Origin of the sequence: Halomonas sp. KAO, assembly GCF_015595025.1 — a bacterium.
Taxonomy (GTDB): domain Bacteria; phylum Pseudomonadota; class Gammaproteobacteria; order Pseudomonadales; family Halomonadaceae; genus Halomonas.
Map to the genome: position 1 here is coordinate 57730 of NZ_JADNRL010000026.1, position 19513 is coordinate 77242.

17 protein-coding genes are annotated in these 19513 nt (G+C 66.0%); 10 read left to right on the top strand and 7 right to left on the bottom strand.

Annotation, left to right across the window (positions count from 1 at the left end):
- Genes IOC61_RS14090 through IOC61_RS14100 form a run of 3 tightly spaced genes read right to left on the bottom strand, consistent with a single transcriptional unit; the run spans position 1 to position 2968 of the window.
- Positions 1-1530: a tripartite tricarboxylate transporter permease gene (locus tag IOC61_RS14090; RefSeq protein WP_195689701.1), complete on the bottom strand. Its 1530-nt coding sequence runs from the start codon at positions 1528-1530 to the stop codon at positions 1-3.
- Positions 1530-1976 (bottom strand): tripartite tricarboxylate transporter TctB family protein, encoded by a 447-nt coding sequence (locus IOC61_RS14095; RefSeq protein ID WP_195689382.1) that lies wholly within the window; start codon positions 1974-1976, stop codon positions 1530-1532. The genes IOC61_RS14090 and IOC61_RS14095 overlap by 1 nt, the downstream gene beginning before the upstream one ends.
- A 5-nt stretch (positions 1977-1981) precedes the next feature.
- A complete protein-coding gene (locus tag IOC61_RS14100) occupies positions 1982-2968 on the bottom strand; it encodes a Bug family tripartite tricarboxylate transporter substrate binding protein (RefSeq protein ID WP_195689383.1) in 987 nt (328 codons plus the stop codon).
- Positions 2969-3212: 244 nt separating this feature from the next.
- Between IOC61_RS14100 and IOC61_RS14105 the strand changes: the two genes are divergently transcribed.
- The 4 genes from IOC61_RS14105 to IOC61_RS14120 are packed head-to-tail and all read left to right on the top strand — an operon-like array spanning position 3213 to position 6956.
- The gene (locus IOC61_RS14105; protein ID WP_195689384.1) at positions 3213-3827 is read left to right on the top strand and encodes a helix-turn-helix domain-containing protein; all 615 of its coding nucleotides are present in this window, start codon (positions 3213-3215) and stop codon (positions 3825-3827) included.
- On the top strand, positions 3824-4489 hold the full coding sequence (locus IOC61_RS14110) for a response regulator transcription factor (RefSeq protein WP_195689385.1): 666 nt from the start codon (positions 3824-3826) through the stop codon (positions 4487-4489). The genes IOC61_RS14105 and IOC61_RS14110 overlap by 4 nt, the downstream gene beginning before the upstream one ends.
- Positions 4486-5859 (top strand): sensor histidine kinase, encoded by a 1374-nt coding sequence (locus tag IOC61_RS14115; RefSeq protein ID WP_195689386.1) that lies wholly within the window; start codon positions 4486-4488, stop codon positions 5857-5859. Before IOC61_RS14110 ends, IOC61_RS14115 begins: the two co-directional genes overlap by 4 nt.
- On the top strand, positions 5856-6956 hold the full coding sequence (locus tag IOC61_RS14120) for an ABC transporter substrate-binding protein (RefSeq protein WP_324254723.1): 1101 nt from the start codon (positions 5856-5858) through the stop codon (positions 6954-6956). Before IOC61_RS14115 ends, IOC61_RS14120 begins: the two co-directional genes overlap by 4 nt.
- A gap of 30 nt (positions 6957-6986) precedes the next feature.
- Here IOC61_RS14120 and cobA read toward each other — a convergent pair whose 3' ends face one another.
- Positions 6987-7814, bottom strand: a complete 828-nt coding sequence (cobA, locus tag IOC61_RS14125; protein WP_195689387.1) for a uroporphyrinogen-III C-methyltransferase — start codon at positions 7812-7814, stop codon at positions 6987-6989.
- A 157-nt stretch (positions 7815-7971) separates the two neighbouring features.
- Positions 7972-9429 (bottom strand): sodium-dependent transporter, encoded by a 1458-nt coding sequence (locus IOC61_RS14130; RefSeq protein ID WP_195689388.1) that lies wholly within the window; start codon positions 9427-9429, stop codon positions 7972-7974.
- A gap of 133 nt (positions 9430-9562) precedes the next feature.
- Here IOC61_RS14130 and cfa point away from each other — a divergent pair, with 133 nt between their 5' ends.
- The 6 genes from cfa to IOC61_RS14160 all read left to right on the top strand — a co-directional run bounded on the left by cfa (position 9563) and on the right by IOC61_RS14160 (position 17175).
- Positions 9563-10714, top strand: a complete 1152-nt coding sequence (cfa, locus tag IOC61_RS14135; protein ID WP_195689389.1) for a cyclopropane fatty acyl phospholipid synthase — start codon at positions 9563-9565, stop codon at positions 10712-10714.
- 195 nt (positions 10715-10909) lie between these two features.
- Complete coding sequence (locus tag IOC61_RS14140) at positions 10910-11809, top strand: sensor domain-containing diguanylate cyclase (RefSeq protein WP_229333155.1); 900 nt, start codon at positions 10910-10912, stop codon at positions 11807-11809.
- Positions 11810-11876: 67 nt separating this feature from the next.
- Complete coding sequence (locus IOC61_RS14145) at positions 11877-13850, top strand: RecQ family ATP-dependent DNA helicase (protein ID WP_229333156.1); 1974 nt, start codon at positions 11877-11879, stop codon at positions 13848-13850.
- Positions 13851-13910: 60 nt separating this feature from the next.
- Positions 13911-14249, top strand: a complete 339-nt coding sequence (locus tag IOC61_RS14150; protein ID WP_195689390.1) for a 4a-hydroxytetrahydrobiopterin dehydratase — start codon at positions 13911-13913, stop codon at positions 14247-14249.
- Positions 14250-15437, top strand: a complete 1188-nt coding sequence (locus IOC61_RS14155) for an aromatic amino acid transaminase (protein WP_195689391.1) — start codon at positions 14250-14252, stop codon at positions 15435-15437.
- A 217-nt stretch (positions 15438-15654) separates the two neighbouring features.
- Positions 15655-17175 carry an NCS2 family permease gene (locus tag IOC61_RS14160; protein WP_195689392.1) on the top strand — a complete coding sequence of 507 codons (1521 nt, stop codon included), beginning with the start codon at positions 15655-15657 and terminating at the stop codon, positions 17173-17175.
- Between the two features lie 82 nt (positions 17176-17257).
- Here the strand turns inward: IOC61_RS14160 and IOC61_RS14165 are convergent, their stop codons facing one another.
- Together IOC61_RS14165 and argJ are read right to left on the bottom strand one after the other, a co-directional pair.
- On the bottom strand, positions 17258-18205 hold the full coding sequence (locus tag IOC61_RS14165; protein WP_195689705.1) for a Nudix family hydrolase: 948 nt from the start codon (positions 18203-18205) through the stop codon (positions 17258-17260).
- 88 nt (positions 18206-18293) lie between these two features.
- Positions 18294-19511, bottom strand: a complete 1218-nt coding sequence (gene argJ, locus IOC61_RS14170; protein WP_195689393.1) for a bifunctional glutamate N-acetyltransferase/amino-acid acetyltransferase ArgJ — start codon at positions 19509-19511, stop codon at positions 18294-18296.
- Positions 19512-19513: the final 2 nt, after the last annotated feature.

Genomic DNA, 19513 nt, shown 5'->3' on the forward strand with positions numbered 1-19513 from the left:
TCAGTCCCCTTCGGGGTTGCCGGACGATGCCGACGCGACCTTCATGCGTCGACGCAGCAGCGGGCCAACGACATAGGGCAGAACCAACCCCAGGCCGGCGAATACCCACAGCCCGATGGCCAGGCCACTATCCCAGAGCACGGTCCAGTCACCATCGGAGATATCCATGGCGTGACGCAGGTTCTTCTCCATCTCGGGGCCCAGCAGCAGGCCGAGGATGATCGGCACCAGCGGAATCTCCAGCTTGCGGAAGAGGTAGCCCGCCACGCCGAAGGCGACCATGAAGTAGAGATCGAAGGTGGTGTTGCTGATCGAGTAGATGCCCACGAAGGCGACCATGGTCACGATCGGCAGCAGGAACATCGGCGGCACCGAGAGCAGCCTCACGAAGATCCCCACCAACGGAATGTTCAACAGCAGCAGCAGGAAGTTACCGATCAGCAGCGCCGCGATCACGCCCCAGACGATGTCGGCGTTCTGGGTGAACATCAAGGGACCGGGGGTGATGTTCAGCGAGATCAGCAGTGCCAGCAGTACCGCCGTGGTACCGCTTCCCGGCACTCCCAGCGTCAGCATGGGCACCAGCGCCCCGCTGGAGGCCCCGTTGTTGCCGGCTTCGGGGCCCGCCACGCCGCGCGGGTCACCCTGGCCGAAATAGCCCTTCCTGCCGACCACCTTCTTCTCCAGGGTATAGCCGATAAAGCTGCCCAGCGACGCCCCCGCCCCCGGGAGCACCCCCGCGATAAACCCCAGCACACCGCCCCTGAGGCTCGACGGGAGGATATTGCGGATATCGGCCCACTTCAGCGACAGCTTGTTGACGACCATCTTGTCCTTGCCGCCGCCGGCCTTCTCCTCGATAAAGAACAGCAGCTCGGAGATGGCAAACAGGCCGACGATGGCGATGATGAAGTCCACCCCCTCGTAAAGCTCCAGCACGCCGAAGGTGTACCGCTGCACGCCGGTGTTATCGATGCCCACCGTCGCGATCATCAACCCGATGCAGGCCGCCACCACCGTCTTCATGGGGTTCTTGCCGGTGATCCCCCCCAGGGTGGCAAACGCCAGCAGAAACAGCGCGAAATACTCCGCGGGGCCGAAGGTCAAGGCAAACCGCGCCAGCAACGGCGCCAGCAGGATCAGGCCGATGGTGGCGATCAGGCTACCGATGAACGACGCCACCGCAGAGATCGCCAGCGCCTCGGCGGCCTTGCCCTGACGGGCCATGGGGTAGCCATCCAGGCAGGTCATCATCGCCGGTTCGTCGCCGGGGATATTGAGCAGGATCGAGGAGATCCGTCCACCATACATGGCCCCGGCGTAGACCGCGGTCAACATGATCAGTGCCGTTTCGGGCGCCAGCCCCAGGCTGAAGGCCAGCGGGATCAGAATCGCGACCCCGTTGGCCGGCCCCAGGCCCGGCAGGGCACCGATCAACGTCCCCAGGAAGGCGCCGAGCAGTGCGAACATCAGATTATGCGGCGCCAGGGCTACCCCGAAGCCGTCGATCAGATAGCCGAGGGTCTCCATCAACTCACCTCCAGGAAAGAGAGCAGCCCCAGCGGCAAGGCCAGATCGAGGGCAAAATTGAACAGCAGAAACACCCCCACCCCGGAGATCGCCCCGGTGATGAAGGCGCGCAGCGGGGCGCTACCCATCCGCCAGCACAGGGTACCCACCGCCAGGGTCGTACTGAGGATAAAGCCCAGTGGCTGCAGCAGCGCCGCATAAAGCACCAGCACCACCACCGCAATCACCAGCTCCAGGCCGGTGCGACTCCAGGGCCAGGCGTTGTCGGGATCGGGGCGCACGACGAGATAGAGGCTTGCGAGGACCAGCACCACGGAGAGCAGCAGCGGGAAGGTCTCGGGCCCCACCGCCTCGCTGCCCCCGAAGGGCGCCGGAAGCTGAGTGGCACCCCAGCCGTACGCGACGGCCAGGGTGATCAGCAGAATGCCGAAGATACGATCGTTCATGGTACTCACTGGATCAGCCCGATGTCCCTGGAGAGCTGCTCGATATCGGCGATCTGCTCCTTGACGAAGGTCTCGAACTCCTCGGCCGTCATATGGAACGGCATCAGGCCATTGCTGACCATCAGCTCCTTCCACTGGTCGCTCTCATAGATGGTATCCATGGCCTCGAGCCAGTACTCACGGGACGCGTCGGAGATATCGGCGGGCATATAGAAGCCACGCCAGTTGGGGCCCACGGCCTCGATACCCTGCTCGATGGCGGTCGGAATCTGATCGAACTCTCCTGGCAGCCTCTCCTCGGAAAGCACCGCGAGAACCCTGAGATCCCCCGACTCCATGAAACCCTGGGCCTCGGAGATATCGCCGGTAAAGGCATCCACGTGGCCGCCGACCACCTGGGTCATCGCCTCTCCCCCATTGTTGTAGGAGAGGTAGGGGATTCGCGGCAGCTCATCGACACCGGCGGCATCGGCAGCGATCAGTACCTTCAGATGGTCCCAGCCGCCCTTGGCGCTGCCCCCGGCGAACTTGACGCTGCGGGGGTCCTCGTCGATCGCCTCCATCAGGGCCGGCAGGTCCTGGTACTCGGAGTCCGCGGCGACCGCGATCACGCCGTAGTCGGCGCCAAGCGCCCCGATCCAGTTGACCATGTCGGCGTCCATGCCCGGAAACTGGCCCTGGGCCAGGCGGGTCGTGGTGGCGGTCGAGGCAGCCACCAGCAGCTGCTCATCACCGGCACGCTTGCTCACCACATGGGCATAGGCCACACCACCGCCGGCCCCCGCCATGTTCAGGGTCTGAACGTTACCGGGCACCAGGTCCAGGTCCTGCAGGACATTGCCGACGCTGCGGCAGGTGAAGTCCCAGCCGCCACCGGGATCCGCGGGCGCGATGCACTCCACCTTGCCCTCGGGTTCGAACGCCATGGCACTTCCGGCGCCGACGGTCAGTGCGGCGACGGCGGCGAGGCTGAGCGACGTCTTGATCAACATGAAGGTGTCCCCTTTCTTGTGTCGGGTAAAAGCAAAAGCAGGCGTCTTGCCGAGTGCTGCCACTTGCCGGGTTCAGTCATCTGGCTTACAATTCCGTAAGGCAGAACTTCATTCTTCAGAGTAGAAAGCTAGTGGGCGCCACCCGAGGCGTCAACACCACCCGGGTGGATTGCGACCAAAGTACGACACCGCCGGTGCCGCAACGCCTCACATGTCGGTGTCGTCCCCAAGGAGATTCTCGAGTATGGCCCAGGATCGCGTGGAAGCCGTCGAGCGCGCCTTGACGGTACTGGAGGCCTTCGATGGAGAGCGCACCGCCATGAGCCTCGCCGAACTGGCCCAGGCCACCGGCTTCTACAAGAGCACCCTGCTGCGGCTGCTCGGCTCGCTGGCCCGCTTCGACTATGTGCGGCGCGGTAGCGATGGCCTCTGGCAACTGGGCGACAGCCCCGAGCGGCTGGCACGCCGACAGGCGCCCGCCCAACGACTCGCCGCCCGGGTCCAGCCACTCCTCGATGAGATGGCCAGGGAGCTCGGCGAGACGGCCTCGCTGCTGGAGCAGACCGGAGAGACGGTCGAGTGCCGCCTCGCTTCCCTGCCCGCCACTCCGCTGCGTCATGACCTGCATCCGGGCATGGGGTGGCCCCTGGACCCCGGCATGCCACCCTGCCTCACCTTCGCCGGCGGCATCATGGTCACCCAACCACTGCTCGAACTGCCTGGCGTCCCCCGGCGCTGGCTGGCCCTCTCGGGGCCGAAGGGGCGCCTAAACAGCAACCAGGCCTCCCAGGCCCTGGTCAAGGCCGCCGCCAGCCTGGAGCGTCGACCGCGAGGAGTCGACGCCGAGGAGGTGTCATGAAGCTGCTGCTGGTGGAGGACGATGCCCTGCTGGCCGACTCCCTGCTGGAGCTGCTGCGTGGCGAGGGCCATCGGGTCGACCACCTGAGCGACGGCGATACGGCGCTGGCGTGTCTGGCGACCGCCGGCCACGGCGTCGATCTGGTGCTGCTCGACCTCAATCTGCCCGGCGCTGGAGGCCTCGAGGTGCTGGAGGCACTGCGCCGCCATGATCGGGAGACGCCGGTGCTGATATTGACCGCTCGCGGCGCCGTGGCCGATCGTGTCCGCGGCCTCGATCTGGGCGCCGATGACTATCTGGGCAAACCCTTTGCCCTGGATGAGCTGGAGGCTCGAGTACGGGCCCTGCTGCGTCGCCATGCCCGCACCACTCGCCTGACGCTGGGGCCGCTCGAGCTCGACGCCACCACCCTCGGTTTCACCCTCGACGGCGAGCCCTTTCCGCTGCCGCCGAGGGAGCAGCGGCTGCTGGCCTGCCTGCTGCGCCACGCCGGTGAACCGGTGGAGAAGTCTCGACTCGCCGAGGAGGCCTTCGGCGGCGAGCCGATGGGTGACAACGCCATCGAGGTCTATGTACACCGCCTGCGCAAGCGTCTCCCCACCGAGCGGCTCTCCCTCAGAACGGTACGCGGCCTGGGCTACCTGCTGGAAACCGGGTCGTGACGCTCGCCCACAGCCTGTATGGACGCCTGCTCGCCTGGCTGGCCCTGCCGCTGCTGACACTGGGCGCCCTGCTGCTGCTGCAGGCCTGGCTGGAAGCCAGGGCCACCGCCGACCGTGCCTATGACCGTCTGCTCGACGCCTCCAGCCTGGCCATCGCCGAGCAGGTGCAGTGGCAGGATGAGCGGCTCTGGCTCGACCTGCCCCCCGCGGCCCTGGAGATGCTCGCGGGTGATGCCCAGGAGCGTGTCTTCTACAGCCTGGTCGACCAGCAGGGCCGGCACATCACCGGCAATGCCCTGCTGCCTGCCATCGCCGACACCCACGGCACCGATGAAGGCCCCCTGCTCTATCGTGATATCGCCTGGCAGGAGCTGCGTCTGCGCCTGGGCATTCGCCGCTCGCACCTCGAGGGCTGGCGCAGCAAGGAGCGGTTCGAGGTCAGGGTTGCCCACACCCGCGAAGGACGGGATGCCCTGCGTCTCCAGCTGCTGCGCGGCAACCTGGCGGGCATCCTGGGCATGGGGGCGCTGGCGATAGCGACCCTGCTGATGGCGGTGCGCGGAGCGCTGAAGCCGCTGACGCGCCTGCGCCAGGCGATCCGTACGCGGGACCCCCGCACGCTGGCCCCACTGGAACTGGAGTTGCCCCGGGAGCTCGCCGAGCTGCGCGAGGCACTCAATGACCTGCTGGCGCGGATGCGGCGGGTGCGCGCCAACCAGGAGCGCTTCATCGGTGATGCGTCACACCAGCTGCGCACCCCCCTGGCCGGCATCTCGGCACGTGCGGAGCTGGCCCTGCGCCAGACGCAGCCCGAGCAGTGGCATACCGCCCTGACCGCCATTCACGCCGCCGGCGAACGGAGCACACGGCTCGCCATGCAGCTCCTGTCGCTGACCCGCCTGGACAACCCCGAACAGCGCCCCGAGCTCACTCCCGTGGACCTCAACGACTGCGTACGCCAAGCGGTGCGCGCGCACTGGGTGAGCTGCCACCAGGCGGGTGTCGACCTCGGTGCCGACTGCCCCGCGTCACCAACCTTGGTGGCGGCGAGCGACTGGCAGCTCCAGGAAGCCCTGACCAATCTTATCGACAATGCCCGCCGCTATGGCGCTCGCCGTATCACCCTCGGCGTATTGAGCCACCCTCCCCGGCTCTTCATCGAGGATGACGGCCCGGGCATTTCGGCCGAGCAGCGACTGGCGGTACTACGCCCCTTCTATCGTGGCCGCGACGACGGTGAGGGCTCGGGGCTGGGACTCGCCATCGTCGACGGGATCGCCCGCAAGCATGGCGCGAGACTCTCGCTAAGCGAGGGTGAAGCGGGTCGCGGCCTGCGGGTGGAACTGACATTTCCGGAGACAGCATCGTGACCCGTCATTTACTCGCCCGAGGCTTCTTCCTTGCTCTGCTCTACCTGCTGCCATTTCATGCTCTCGCCGCCCAGATCCTGCACCTGACCGCAAGCGACGACGCCATACCGCACCCGCCGCTGGTGATTCACGCCGCCCTCGACCCGCCCCAGGCGCGACCGCTGCTGGCAGCCTTCCAGCGACGCCACCCAGGGGTCGATATCACCTATCGAAACCTGACGACCCTGGCCCTGCATGAACGCTTCCTGGCACATCCCGGTGAGGCCGATGTGATGATCTCCTCGGCCATGCCCTGGCAGTTCGCGTTGGCCAACGCCGGCCATGCCCGCCCTCTGCGAGCCCATATTCCCGACGACTGGCCGGTGTGGGCACACTGGCGTCGCGAGCTGGTCGCTTTCACCTTCGAGCCCATCGTCATGGTCGTGCACCGTGAACTGGCGCAGATCAGTGCCACGCCGCGCAATCATGCCGACCTGCTGGAGCTGCTGGCCACACATCCCGAGGCACTGGCGGGCCGGGTGGCCACCTATGATCCGGCAAGCAGCGGCGCAGGCTATGCCTACGCCATGGAGGAGTCGCGACTCTCGCCACGCTACTGGGACCTCGTGGCTGCCCTGGGCAACGTCGACGCCCAGCTGGTCGAGACCACCTCGCAGATGCTAGATGGACTCCGGGATGGCCGCTTCCTGATCGGCTACAACCTCCTGGGCAGCTACGCCGCCCCTGTCGTCGAGGATGACCCCGACCTCACGCTGATCATCCCCGATGACTACGCCCTGGTAACCCAGCGTCTGGCCTTCGTTCCACGCCAGGCCCCGAATCCGGCCAGCGCCAGCCTGTTCATGGACTTTCTGGTGAGTCTGGAGGGGCAGCGCACCCTGGCAGACGCCACCACCCTGGGCGCCCTCCACCCCGCCATGAGCGGCCCGGGAACCGCCACCCAGTTGCGCGAGCGTTTCGGTGATGCCCTGCGCCCTCCCGACCTGGGGCCCGGCCTGCTCGCCGGCCTCGACCGGCTCAAGCGCCAGGCCCTGCTGGCTCGCTGGCAACGCGAATTTCAGCGAGCCCTCGGCAATGATGAAAAATCCAAACAATGACGAAGAGAACGAGGAGAGCACGGCTCTCGATCAGGGGCGCCGCCGAGCGGTCTCCCAGCCGGGGGTAACGGCCATCGAGGGCACGAACCAGCTAAGGCGATCATGCAGCGCCACCACGCCGCCGACGATGATCAGGGTTGGTGGCTGCAGGCCACCAGCGGCAAGGGCTTCGGGCAGCCCCGCAAGACTCCCCCGGTGCACGCGCTGGCGGGCGGTGGAGCCCTGCTCGATCAAGGCCACCGGCGTCTCCTCGGGCAGGCCGTGGGCGACCAGCTGATGACAGATCTCGGGCAGGCTATGCAGCCCCATATAGAACACCAGGGTCTGCCCGGGGCTCGCCAGTGCCGGCCAGTCCAGCTCGGCACTGCCGTTCTTCAGGTGCCCGGTGATGAAGCGTACCGACTGGGCGTGGTCGCGGTGGGTCAGCGGAATACCCGCATAGGCCGCACAACCCGAGGCCGCGGTGATGCCGGGTATCACCTCGAAATCTATGCCGGCCGCCGCCAGACTCTCGAGCTCCTCGCCGCCGCGCCCGAAGATGAAAGGGTCGCCGCCCTTGAGTCGCACCACTCGCTTGCCCTGGTGTGCCCAGTCCACCAGCGCCTGATTGATTCCGGCCTGGGGAAGACTATGGTCGGAGCGTGCCTTGCCCACATACAACCGCCGTGCCAAGGGGTTGGCCATGGCCAGCACCTCGGCACTCACCAGGCGGTCATGGAGGATCACCTCGGCCGCCTCGAGGCGCCGAAGCGCCTTGATCGTCAACAACTCCGGGTCGCCGGGGCCGGCACCCACCAGACTGACACGACCGGCGTGCCCGGGAGCCCGGTCGGAGGATAGCGGCGGCTCTTGCTTCATATTCCTTTACACCCATAAACTACCAGAACTTTATTCCACAAAGTAATTTATGGGGCAGGCATTTTCTACTTATCGTTCGACACAAGCATATAACCGCGAAGAGAAGAGCCCGCCCCCGGGTCCGAGGGCGAGCGGGCAGGCGACCGGGAGCCCAGCATCAGTCGCGGAGCGAGCGTCTGAGCCGAGGGCTGACCAGCTCCCCGACCAGGGCGAGTACCAGCAACATAGCCAGCAGCCAGGGCCAGTGAACCGCGAACTCCACGCGGGCGATGCCCAGGGCATCGACGAAGATCACCAGAATGCCCAGCGGACTGACGTAGCGCACCATGAACAGCCACAGCGCATACCAGGAAGAGGACAACCCCAACTCATCACGCATGGGCGCGGCACGCAGAACGAAGCCCGCCAGCAGTGCCATGCCCAGGCCGCCCAGCGGCATCAGCCAGCGCGACGTCAGATAGTCGAGCCAGTCGAAGAGATGGCGGCCCGCCAGCGTCCAGTCCGCGCCAATATTGAAGGACAGCATCGCCAGCGTGCTGATGACCCAGAGCACGCTGCCCGCCCCCCAGGCCGCGGCTCGCCGCGAAAGCCCATGACGGTCGCAGAGCCAGGAAACGGTGGCCTCCACCATGGAGATCGACGAGGTCAAGGCCGCCATGGAGAGCGTAACGAAGAACAGCACCCCGAACAGGGTGCCCAGCGGCATGGACTGAAAGGCCAGGGGCAGGCTCATGAAGATCAGCCCGGGCCCCTCGCCGGGATCCATGCCATTGGCGAAGATCGCCGGAAAGATCGCCAGCCCCGCCATCAGCGCCACCAGGGTGTCGGCCACCGCCACCGTCAGCGTGGTGCGTGCAATGGAAGCCTCCGCCGGCAGGTAGCTGCCGTAGGTAAGAATGGCACCGGAGGCCAGGGACAGGGTAAAGAAGGCATGGCCCAGCGCCGCCAGCAGCCCTTCGCTCGAGAGCGAGCCGGCGTCGAAGACAAACAGGAAGCGCAGGGCGTCGGTAAAGCCGCCGGAGAAGACGCCGTAGACGATCAGCACCAGCAGCATCACCACCATGCCGGGCATCATCCAGCCGACGCTCTTCTCGATGCCACCCTGGACCCCCTTGCCGACGATGACCATGGTGAGCACCGTCACCAGGGTGCTCCACAGGCCGAGACTCCAGGGGCTGGCGTTGTTGGCCTCGAAGATGGCCACCATGTCCTCGACGCTGCCACCGGCCAGGCCACCGCTGAGCATCTTCCAGAGATAGGCGAATGACCAGCCGGCCACGACCACATAGAAGCAGAGGATCAGGAAGCCGCAGAGCATCGCCATCCAGCCCAGCAGCGACCAGCTCCCCGACCGCCCCGACTCGGCTGCCATCCGGCGCACAGCATCGATCGGGCTGCCGCGCCCTCGGCGTCCCAGGGCAATCTCGGCCATCATCACGGGCACTCCGACCGCCAGGATGCAGGCCAGGTAGACCAGCACGAAGGCACCTCCACCATACTCGCCGGTCATGTAGGGGAATTTCCAGATATTGCCCAGGCCCACCGCCGAACCGGTGGCCGCCAGCACGAAGCCCCAGCGGCCCAGCCACTGAATGCGGGGTTGCGTCGTCGTCATATCATGCCCATCGCTTGAGGTGTCGCCGCCACGCCACAAGGCAGTGGCAAAGCCGTGTATTGTGCCGGATTTTTACCTCGCTGACAGGCTCGACTATGCTCTATACGCGAGACCATGGGATGCGGAGCCAGCCATGACCAGTGACCCTCGAATCAGACCCACCGCCCTCCCCGATACCCGTGCCCGCCGAGTCATCGAACAGCTACTCGACGGCTCGGGCGTCAGCCTCAACGGTGACGCGCCTCAGGACCTGCGGATCTATCACCCGGACTTCTTCTCCCGGGTACTGCACCAGGGCACCCTGGGTCTCGGTGAGGCCTATATGGATGGGTGGTGGGAGTGCGAACGCATCGACGAGATGGCCTATCGACTGCTTCGCCACGGCCTCGGTGATCGTGCCCACACCCCGTCGGAGCGACTCATGTACCGCCTCCAGTCGGGGTTCCTCAATCTGCAGAGCAAGGCGCGCGCCTATATCGTCGGCGAGGCCCACTACGATCTGGGCAACGACCTGTTCGAACGCATGCTCGACCCCACCATGTGCTACTCCTGTGGCTACTGGAAGACGGCAGACTCCCTGCACGAGGCGCAGCGCGCCAAGCTCGAGCTTGCCTGTCGAAAGCTCGAGCTGTCTCCCGGCATGCGGGTACTCGATATCGGCTGTGGCTGGGGCAGCTTCGCCGAGCATGCCGCACGCCACCACGGCGTCGAGGTCACCGGCATCACCATCTCCCGGGAACAGGCGGCACTGGCCGAGGAGCGCTGCTCCGGGCTGCCGGTGAGCATCGAGCTGATGGACTATCGTGACCTGGCGGGACGTTTCGATCGCATCGTCTCCATCGGCATGTTCGAGCATGTGGGTCATCGCAACTATCCCACCTACTTCGCCACCGTGGAACGGCTGCTGGAGGCGGAGGGTCTCTTCCTGCTGCACACCATCGGCTCCAACCACTCCGAGATCAGTGCTGACCCCTGGGTCAACAGATATATCTTTCCCAATGGCGTGCTGCCCTCGGCGATGCACATCGCCCGTACCAGCGAACCACACCTGCTGATGGAGGACTGGCAGAACTTCGGCCCCGACTACGACCGCACCCTGATGGCCTGGCTGGCCAATGTCGACGACCACTGGCACGAGATAGCCGACCGCTATAACGAGCGTACCCGACGGATGTTCCGCTACTATCTCGCGGTGTGCGCCGGCGCCTTCCGGGCACGCCACCTGCAGCTCTGGCAGATCGCCTTCTCTCGGGACCGCGCGACACGCTACGACGCCCCGAGGTGATTCGGCCAGCGACAAGACCGTTCTAGATAACCGCCTCGTTAGCCAATCTCCTACATTCCCTGGCACCATCTGGGGAATACTCGCACTTGATTGCGCTAGAATGGTCGCTTGATCTGACCGCGTCTCGACGGTAGGCACTTATAACGATATTAGCACCTGTACGCAGCAGGGCACTGAAAACGAAAAGGACCCCGCATGACGTCAACGGCAGTCATGCCAGACGGAAGGGTGTTCGACACGGCACTGATCGAGCAACTGCCCGGCGTTATCTTTCAGCTACACCGCAGTCACGCCGGAAAGCTGCACTTTCCCTATCTGGCGGGGGCAGGCATCCGCCTGATCGGCATCGCCCCCGAACGCCTCACCCTGGATGCCCGCCCCGCGCTGGAGCGCCTGTCGGATGACGACTACCCACGGCTGATGACGGCACTGGAGAGCTCCATGCGCTGGCAGACGCCGCTCAACACCCGGTTTCGACTGCGCCTCAAGCAGCGGGGACTCCGCTGGATCGCCCTGCATGCCCGGCCGACGCCATCCGAGGATGGCGTGCTGTGGCACGGCATGATGATGGATATCTCCGAGCAGGTCGCCGAGGAGGCACGGCTGCAACGCCTCTCCGATACCGACGACCTGACGGGACTGGCCAATCGCCGTCGGCTGATGACACGCCTCGATGAGGCCGTCTCCCTCAGCAATCGTCATGCCACGCCGCTGTCGCTGATGATCCTGGATATCGACCACTTCAAGAGCGTCAACGATACCTACGGCCATCTGCAGGGTGATGAGGTGCTCCGCCGGGTGGCACGCCTCTGCCACGACAGCCTCCGGGAGGAGGACCTGGTGGCTCGCCTGGGGGGCGAGGAGTTCGCCCTGCTGCTGCCCCTGACGCCTCGCCACCAGGCTCTGGCCCTGGCGGAGCGCCTGTGTCGCATCATCGCAAAGCATGACTTCGACCTGGCGCACCCTGTCACGGTCAGCATCGGAGTCGCCGAGCATCGCGTCGGTGCAGACCGCCGCCAACTGCTCGAGCGCGCCGACCGACAGCTCTACGTGGCCAAGGGCAAGGGGCGCAATCAGGCCATGGCCGAGACCTGAATCGGGGGCGCATTCTCCTCCCGCAGCGGCTAGACTGGACGTTCATCCATGTAAAGCTGTACACACCATGATCGACGACACCCTGCGGCGCCTCTTCGGCTATACCGACTTTCGCCCCGGCCAGCGGCCGGTGATCGAGGCGGTGATGGCCGGCCGCTCGGCGGCGGCCATCTTCCCCACCGGCTCGGGAAAGTCGCTCTGCTATCAGCTTCCCGCCCTGCACCTGCCCCACCTGACCCTGGTGATCTCGCCGCTGCTGGCGCTGATGCAGGACCAGCTCGCCTTCCTGAACCGCCACGGCATTGCCGCTGCCAGCATCGACTCCGGGCAGAGCCGCGATGAGGCCGCGGCGGTGATGGCAGCGGTCGAGCGTGGCGAGATACGCATCCTGATGATCTCGGTGGAGCGCCTCAAGAACGAACGCTTCCGCGCCTTCATTCGCCGCGTGCCGATATCGTTGATGGTGGTCGACGAGGCGCACTGCATCTCCGAATGGGGCCACAACTTTCGTCCCGACTACCTCAAGCTGCCCGACTACCAGCGGGAGTTCGCGATTCCCCAGGCACTGCTGCTCACTGCCACCGCCACCCCCAGGGTCATCGATGACATGTGCGAACGCTTCGCCATCGCGGCAGGCGACGTCACCGCAACCGGCTTCTATCGCGAGAACCTGGACCTGACGGTGGCCCCGGTCCCCGCGGATTCGCGCCCTCGGGCGCTGGCGAGCTGGCTGCAGCAACAACGTATGCAGCAACAACGTGGCGACGGCTCGCCCTTCCCCACCATCATCTACGTCACCCTGCAACAGACCGCCGAGCGCCTGGCCACCTACCTGGGCAAGGCCGGCATCAACGCCACCGCCTACCACGCCGGGTTGGATGCCGAGAAACGCGAGGCGATCCAGCGCGACTTCATGGCCGGCCACAATGACTGCATCGTCGCCACCATCGCCTTCGGCATGGGCATCGACAAGGCCGATATCCGTGCGGTCGTGCACTTCGATCTGCCCAAGTCGATCGAGAACTACAGTCAGGAGATCGGCCGCGCCGGACGCGACGGCAGGTCCTCCATCTGCCTGATGCTGGCCGGCCACGACACCCTGGGGGTGCTGGAGACCTTCGTCTACGGGGACACCCCGGAGCATCACGGCATCCGCCGCGTCATCGATGAGCTGCGGGGTGCGGGGCCTCGCTGGGAGCTGACGCTCAACACCCTCTCCCAGCACGCCAATATACGACCGCTACCGCTCAAGACCCTGCTGGTACAACTTGAACTGCGTGGCATCATTCGCCCACGACACGCCTATTTCGCCGACTACCGTTTCAAGCTGCTGTGCGAGCCCGAGAACCTGGTGGCCCGCTTTCAGGGCGAGCGTCAGGCCTTCGTACAGGCGATCCTCGATGCTTCCCAGAAGGCACGCACCTGGCACGACCTGGACTTCACCCGCCTGGAGGCGCTGGGCCGGGAGCGCGGCCTGGATACCGCCCGCAGCCGGGTCATCACCGCGCTTGACTACTTCGTCGACAAGGGCTGGCTCGAGCTGCAGAGCCGCCAGCTCACCGAGGTCTTCGAGGTGCTGAGTCCCGATATAGACCCCCAGGCGCTGAGCAACGAGCTCCATGACTACTTTCGCGACAAGGAAGCCGCCGAGATCGCCCGCCTGCATGCCATGCTCGAACTCTTCGAGAGCGAGCGCTGCCTGAGCCGTCGCCTGGCCGAGTGGTTCGGCGATGACCGGGCCCCCGAGCATTGCGGCCACTGTTCGGCCTGCCGCGGCCAACCCGCGCGTCTCCCCCGGGGGCCCGAGCGTGAACCGCTGTCGAGCCGCCAGCCAGATGCGCTGCTCGGCGAGCTCCGGCAACGCCTGGCCGATCAGGGAGACGATCACCCCATGACGCCGGACCTGCTGGCACGCTTTCTATGTGGCATCGCCACCCCTCTCTTCACCCGGATCAAGGCCAGGCAGCTACCGGGATTCGGCGCCCTCGAGGGCTACCCCTATGCCGACGTGCGCGACTGGGCCGCGCACCACGCGGCTTGACGGCCTGGCGCGGGTGCACGACCTTGCGAAGTGAACCATCATCGATCTGGAGGAGACACCATGAGCCAGCTTTCCCAACAGGCCTGCGAGGCCTGCCGCAGCGACGCGCCACGGGTCACGGAGGAGGAGGTCGAGAGGCTCGGCGCCGAGCTGCCCGAGTGGCAGATCGTCGAGCGCGATGGCATCATGAAGCTCGAGCGGGTCTTTACCTTTTCCGATTTCCAGCAGGCGCTGGCCTTCACCCAGCGTGTCGGTGAGCTCGCCGAACAGGCGGATCATCACCCGGCCCTGCTGACCGAATGGGGCCGGGTCACCGTGACCTGGTGGTCACACAAGATCAAGGGCCTGCACCGCAACGACTTCATTCTTGCCGCCAGAACCGACGAGGTAGCGAAATAAATGTTCGAACACATTGAGCGGGTTCCCGGGGATGCCATCCTCGGTCTGATCGAAGCCTTCAAGAAGGACACCAACCCTCAGAAGGTCGATCTCGGCGTCGGCGTCTACAAGGATGCCCAGGGCACGACCCCGGTGATGCGCGCCGTCAAGGAAGCCGAGGCCCTGCTGCTCAAGAACGAGACCACCAAGACCTACATCGGCTCCCACGGCGCGCCGGCGTACGGCCAGGCGGTGCTGCCCATGGTGCTGGGCGAGGGGTCGCCGGTGCTCGAGGCCGGTCGTGCCAGCGCGACCCAGTCGCCCGGCGGCACCGGCGCCCTGCGGCTGGCGGCGGACTTTATCGCCAACCAGCTGCCCGGCAAGGACGTCTGGGTCAGCGACCCGACCTGGCCGAACCACCTGGGCATCTTCCCGGCCGCCGGCCTGACGCTGCACAAGTACCCCTATGTGGATGCCGAGAACCGGCTGGACTTCGACGGCATGCTCGGCGCGCTCAAGCAGATCCCCGAGGGCGACGTGGTGCTGCTGCACGCCTGCTGTCATAACCCCACCGGCTTCGACCTCTCCCGGGCCCAGTGGCAGCAAGTGCTGGAAGTCGTTCGCGAGCGCAATCTGCTGCCGCTGGTCGACTTCGCCTACCAGGGCTTCGGCGAGGGCCTGGACGAGGATGCCTACGGCGCTCGCTTGCTGGCCGAGAACCTCGATGAGGTGATCATCACCAGCTCCTGCTCCAAGAACTTCGGCATCTACTGCGAGCGTACCGGCTGCCTCATCATGGTCGCCAGGAACGCCGAGCAGATGGAGAACGTGCGCTCACAGGTCGCCATCGTGGCCCGCGAGAACTACTCCAACCCGCCGGCCCACGGCGGTGCGATCGTCAGCGAGATCCTGCACTCCGCGGAGCTCGCCGCCCTCTGGCGCGAGGAGCTCACCGAGATGCGTGATCGCATCAACACCCTGCGCCGGGATTTCGTCGAGGCCCTCAAGCCCTACGGCCTGGACGAGAAGTACGCCTGCGTGGCCGAACAGCGCGGCATGTTCAGCTACACCGGCCTGACACCGGAACAGGTCGACCGTCTGCGCGACGAGTTCGGCATCTACATGGTGCGCTCCGGCCGCGCCAACGTGGCCGGCTTCTCCCATGAGAACCTGCCCTACCTGGCCAAGGCGATCGCGGCGGTCAACTGATCGACGCCACCTCAGCCAGTTCAGACGCCCGGGCCCTGCCCGGGCGTCTGCATTTCGGGTAGACTTCGCGCCTTCGATATCCATCGACTCGATAGCCGCCGGGGCCCGGGGCGCCGCGTGGCGTCCGTGGAACGACCGAACTTGACCAGTCAGTCAGATACAGACGAGACTGCTCTTCGGCCCTGTTCCAATAATCCGATAACCCAGAGGCTTCCCCATGGCGGCTCCCTCCGTGCATCACTCGGTCCATTACCCCTGGTACAAGAAGGAGGACACCGACGCCTTCTTCGCCCTGTTCCAGAACAATATCGCCAACTTCGTGATCATCGCCATCACCATGCTCGGCATGGACTTTCCGGCGTCGATCGTCTTCGGCCAGGTACTGCCCGGTGCCGCCGTGGCGGTGATGGTCGGCAACTTCTACTACGCCTGGAGCGCGGCACGCCTGGCACGCAAGGAGAACCGTGCCGATGTCACCGCGCTCTCCTACGGCATCTCCACCCCGGTGATGTTCGTCTTCCTGTTCGGCGTGCTGCTGCCCGCCAAGCAGCTCACCGGCGATGCCGAACTGGCCTGGAAGGTGGCGGTGGCCGCCTGCTTCATCAGCGGGGCGATCGAGGCGATCATCAGCCTGATCGGCCGCTGGGTCCAGTACCATCTACCCCGAGCCGCCATGCTGGGCGCCGTGGCGGGCGTGGCGCTGACCTTCATCGCCGGCGAGATGCTGTTCAAGACCCTGGAGATGCCGGTGATCGGCCTGCTGGTGCTGGCGATCATCATCGTCGGCCTGGTGGCCAGGGTGGCGATGCCCCTGCGACTGCCCACCTCACTGTTCGCCATCGTGGTGGGGACCGCCATGGCCTACCTGATCGGGGATGCGGGTGGCGAGCGCTTCAGCGATGCCTTCACCCATCTCGGCTTCTATCCGCTACTGCCCAACCTGGCCTGGCTGGAGGGGCTGGGGCTCCTGTTCACTGGCATGCTGGCGGTGCTCACCGTGGTGCTGCCCATCACCCTGTACAACGCCATCGAGACCATGAATAACGTCGAGGCCATGGAGGCCGCCGGCGACAAGTATGATGTGCGCGAATGTCAGGCGGTGGATGGCGTGGGCACCATGCTCGGCGCCCTGTTCGGTGGCGTCTTTCCCACCACCGTCTATATCGCCACGGTGGGCGCCAAGTGGATGGGCGCCGGCCGCGGCTACAGCATCCTCAACGGTGCCGTCTACGCCCTGGCCACCATGTTCGGCCTGATCGCCGCCCTCGCCGCCATCATTCCGGTATCGGTGGTCGCCCCCATCCTGGTCTTCGTCGGCATGTCCATGATCGCCACCGCCTTCCAGTCCAACGACACCCGCTACTATCCGGCGGTGGCGCTGGCCATGCTGCCCTACTTTGCCAACTACGTGATGACTCGCTTCAACCGCGCCGCCGAGGAAACCGTGTCCGGCATCTCCAGTGGGGTGGTTCCCCTGGGCCAGGGCGCCATGTTCACGGCAATCCTCCTTGGCGCCATGACCGTGTCGGTGATCGACCACCAGTTCCGCCGCGCCGCCGCCTTCGCCGCCGTGGCCGCGGGCTTCTCCTTCATGGGGCTGATGCACGCGCCGAAGCTCGCCATCAATGCGGCGGGGGACTACACCCTCGGCTACCTGGTGATGGGCGTCCTGTTCCTCTACTTCGCCTGGCAGGAGCAACGCCAGGCGGCGAACAGCCCCGCCGCCCCGGGTCGCTGAGCGTTACCGACTCCCTCAAACGACTCGCCCCGCCAGATGGCGGGGCGAGTCGTTCATGACGGCAAGGGCTCTCGGGACGATATCACTTCCAGAAGTCGCGAATCGACGCGACCCCCTGAGCCCCGACGGCGCGCGCATGGTTGGCATCATGACGCGTCATGCCCCCCAGCGCGAAGACGGGCATGGTGGCACGCTCCACCAACTCCTGAAAATCATGCCAGCCCACCGGCGGCACATCGGGATGCGACGGCGTGGTACGCAGCGGCGAGAGGGTCACGAAGTCACAACCGAGCCTGCCCGCCTGAACGAGCTGTTCGCGATCATGGGTGGAGGCAGAGAGCCACTTGCCCTCGGCGATGGGGCGGCGCTCCAGCTGCATCAGGCGCTCACTGGTCAGATGGATACCGTCGGCATCCACCGCCTCGAGCAGCTCGGGGTCGGCGTTGAGCATCAGGCGCGCACCGTACTGCCGGCAGCGTGCCAGCGCCGATTCCGCGCGAGCCATATAGGCGGCCCTGTCGAGCTGCTTGGCGCGCAGCTGCACCAGGCGTACTCCATCCTCCACCAGGGCGCGTTCGAGACGCTCGTCGAACAGCGCCTCATCCTCTTCCTCACCGGTGATAAGGTACTCGGTGGGCAGCATGACCGCGCGCAGGATCGGCAGATTGGCCGCCGGGAAGGGGTAATTGACCAGCTCCTCCATGGGTACCCAGCGCACCGCCTGGCCCTCGCGACCGAAGGGCTCACCGGAGAAGTCATGGACCTGCCAGACATCCAGCAGGATATGCTTGTCGGGATACTCGTGGTGGATGCGGATCAACGGTTGAGCTCGCCGGATCTCGATGCCCAGCTCCTCGTGAAGCTCGCGCTTGAGCCCGCCCAGGCCCGTCTCATAGGGCGCCAGCTTGCCGCCGGGAAACTCCCAGAGGCCACCATGATCGACATTGCTGGGGCGGCGCGCTATGAGCACCTCGCTGCCATCGGCGCTGATGATGGCCGCCGCCGCCACATGCACCCGTCTCTTTACCATTGCGTTCATTCGCTCTTCCAACGTATCCGCGCACGGCGGCGCGGGGTCTGTGTCTGACCGGATCTCACGGCACTGACCGTGTTCCAGCCTAGCTGCGGTAGTCGGCGTTGATGCTGACATAGTCGTGGGAGAGATCGGTGCTCCATACCGTGGCACTCTCATCGCCGCGATCGAGGGCGATACGGATCGGGATCTCCTCGCGCGCCATTACCGCGCTACCGGCCTCCTCGGTATAGCTCGGGGCACGCCCACCGCCCTCCACCAGCCGCACGTCGCCCAGATCGATGCTCACCCGCGAGACATCGAAGTCGGCGACCGGGGCGCGTCCTACCGCCGCGAGGATGCGCCCCCAGTTGGCATCGGAGGCATGCAGCGCGGTCTTGACCAGGGGCGAATTGGCCACGGTAAAGGCCACATCGAGGGCCTCCTGCCGGCTGGTGGCGCCGTCGACCTGGAGGGTGACGAACTTGGTGGCACCCTCACCGTCACGCACGATCGCCTGAGCCAGCTCGATCATCACTCGTTGCAGGCCGGCGCGGAAGGTGGCGAGCGCGCTCTCCCCTTCAATCACCGGGCCTTGCTGGGTGCTGATCAGCACGCAGGCGTCGTTGGTGGAGGTATCGCCATCGACGGTGATGCAGTTGAACGAGTGGTCCACGGCCTCGCGCAGCAGGCTGTCGAGCAGCGACTGATCGAGGCTCGCATCGGTGGCCACGAAGGCCAGCATGGTCGCCATATTGGGCTGGATCATCCCCGAGCCCTTGGCAATTCCGTTGATGACCACCCTGTCACCCTCGATATCGAGGGTGACACTGGCTCCCTTGGGACGAGTGTCGGTCGTCAGGATGCCTTCGCCGGCCCGGTACCAGGACTCGGCGTCGCCGCCGAGGCTGTCGAGTGCGCCCGGCAGGCCGGCAAGCAGCCTCTCCATGGGGAGTGGCTCACCGATCACACCGGTAGAGAAGGGCAGCACGCACCGGGCACTCACCCCGGTCAGCCGGGCCAGCTCGGCGCAGCAGTCACGGGCGTCACGCAGACCCGGCTCACCGGTGCCGGCATTGGCGTTACCGGTATTGACCAGCAGATAGCGAGGCACCTCACCGCTAGCCAGGTGCTCCCGGGCCACCGTCACCGGCGCCGCACAGAAGGCATTACGGGTGAAGGCACCCGCCACCCGGGCACCCTCGGGGGCCTCGATCACCACCAGGTCCCGACGACCGCCCTTCTTGATCCCCGCCATGGCGGTTCCCAGCCGAAGGCCGGAAATTGCCGGCATCGCGGGAAAGCTCGCATCACCCACTGCCATCG

Coding starts and splice junctions, on each gene's coding strand:
- IOC61_RS14090 (WP_195689701.1), bottom strand. CDS start 1,530: ATGGAGACCCTCGGCTATCTGATCGACGGCTTCGGGGTAGCCCTGGCG.
- IOC61_RS14095 (WP_195689382.1), bottom strand. CDS start 1,976: ATGAACGATCGTATCTTCGGCATTCTGCTGATCACCCTGGCCGTCGCG.
- IOC61_RS14100 (WP_195689383.1), bottom strand. CDS start 2,968: ATGTTGATCAAGACGTCGCTCAGCCTCGCCGCCGTCGCCGCACTGACC.
- IOC61_RS14105 (WP_195689384.1), top strand. CDS start 3,213: ATGGCCCAGGATCGCGTGGAAGCCGTCGAGCGCGCCTTGACGGTACTG.
- IOC61_RS14110 (WP_195689385.1), top strand. CDS start 3,824: ATGAAGCTGCTGCTGGTGGAGGACGATGCCCTGCTGGCCGACTCCCTG.
- cobA (WP_195689387.1), bottom strand. CDS start 7,814: ATGAAGCAAGAGCCGCCGCTATCCTCCGACCGGGCTCCCGGGCACGCC.
- IOC61_RS14130 (WP_195689388.1), bottom strand. CDS start 9,429: ATGACGACGACGCAACCCCGCATTCAGTGGCTGGGCCGCTGGGGCTTC.
- cfa (WP_195689389.1), top strand. CDS start 9,563: ATGACCAGTGACCCTCGAATCAGACCCACCGCCCTCCCCGATACCCGT.
- IOC61_RS14140 (WP_229333155.1), top strand. CDS start 10,910: ATGACGTCAACGGCAGTCATGCCAGACGGAAGGGTGTTCGACACGGCA.
- IOC61_RS14145 (WP_229333156.1), top strand. CDS start 11,877: ATGATCGACGACACCCTGCGGCGCCTCTTCGGCTATACCGACTTTCGC.
- IOC61_RS14150 (WP_195689390.1), top strand. CDS start 13,911: ATGAGCCAGCTTTCCCAACAGGCCTGCGAGGCCTGCCGCAGCGACGCG.
- IOC61_RS14155 (WP_195689391.1), top strand. CDS start 14,250: ATGTTCGAACACATTGAGCGGGTTCCCGGGGATGCCATCCTCGGTCTG.
- IOC61_RS14160 (WP_195689392.1), top strand. CDS start 15,655: ATGGCGGCTCCCTCCGTGCATCACTCGGTCCATTACCCCTGGTACAAG.
- IOC61_RS14165 (WP_195689705.1), bottom strand. CDS start 18,205: ATGGTAAAGAGACGGGTGCATGTGGCGGCGGCGGCCATCATCAGCGCC.
- argJ (WP_195689393.1), bottom strand. CDS start 19,511: ATGGCAGTGGGTGATGCGAGCTTTCCCGCGATGCCGGCAATTTCCGGC.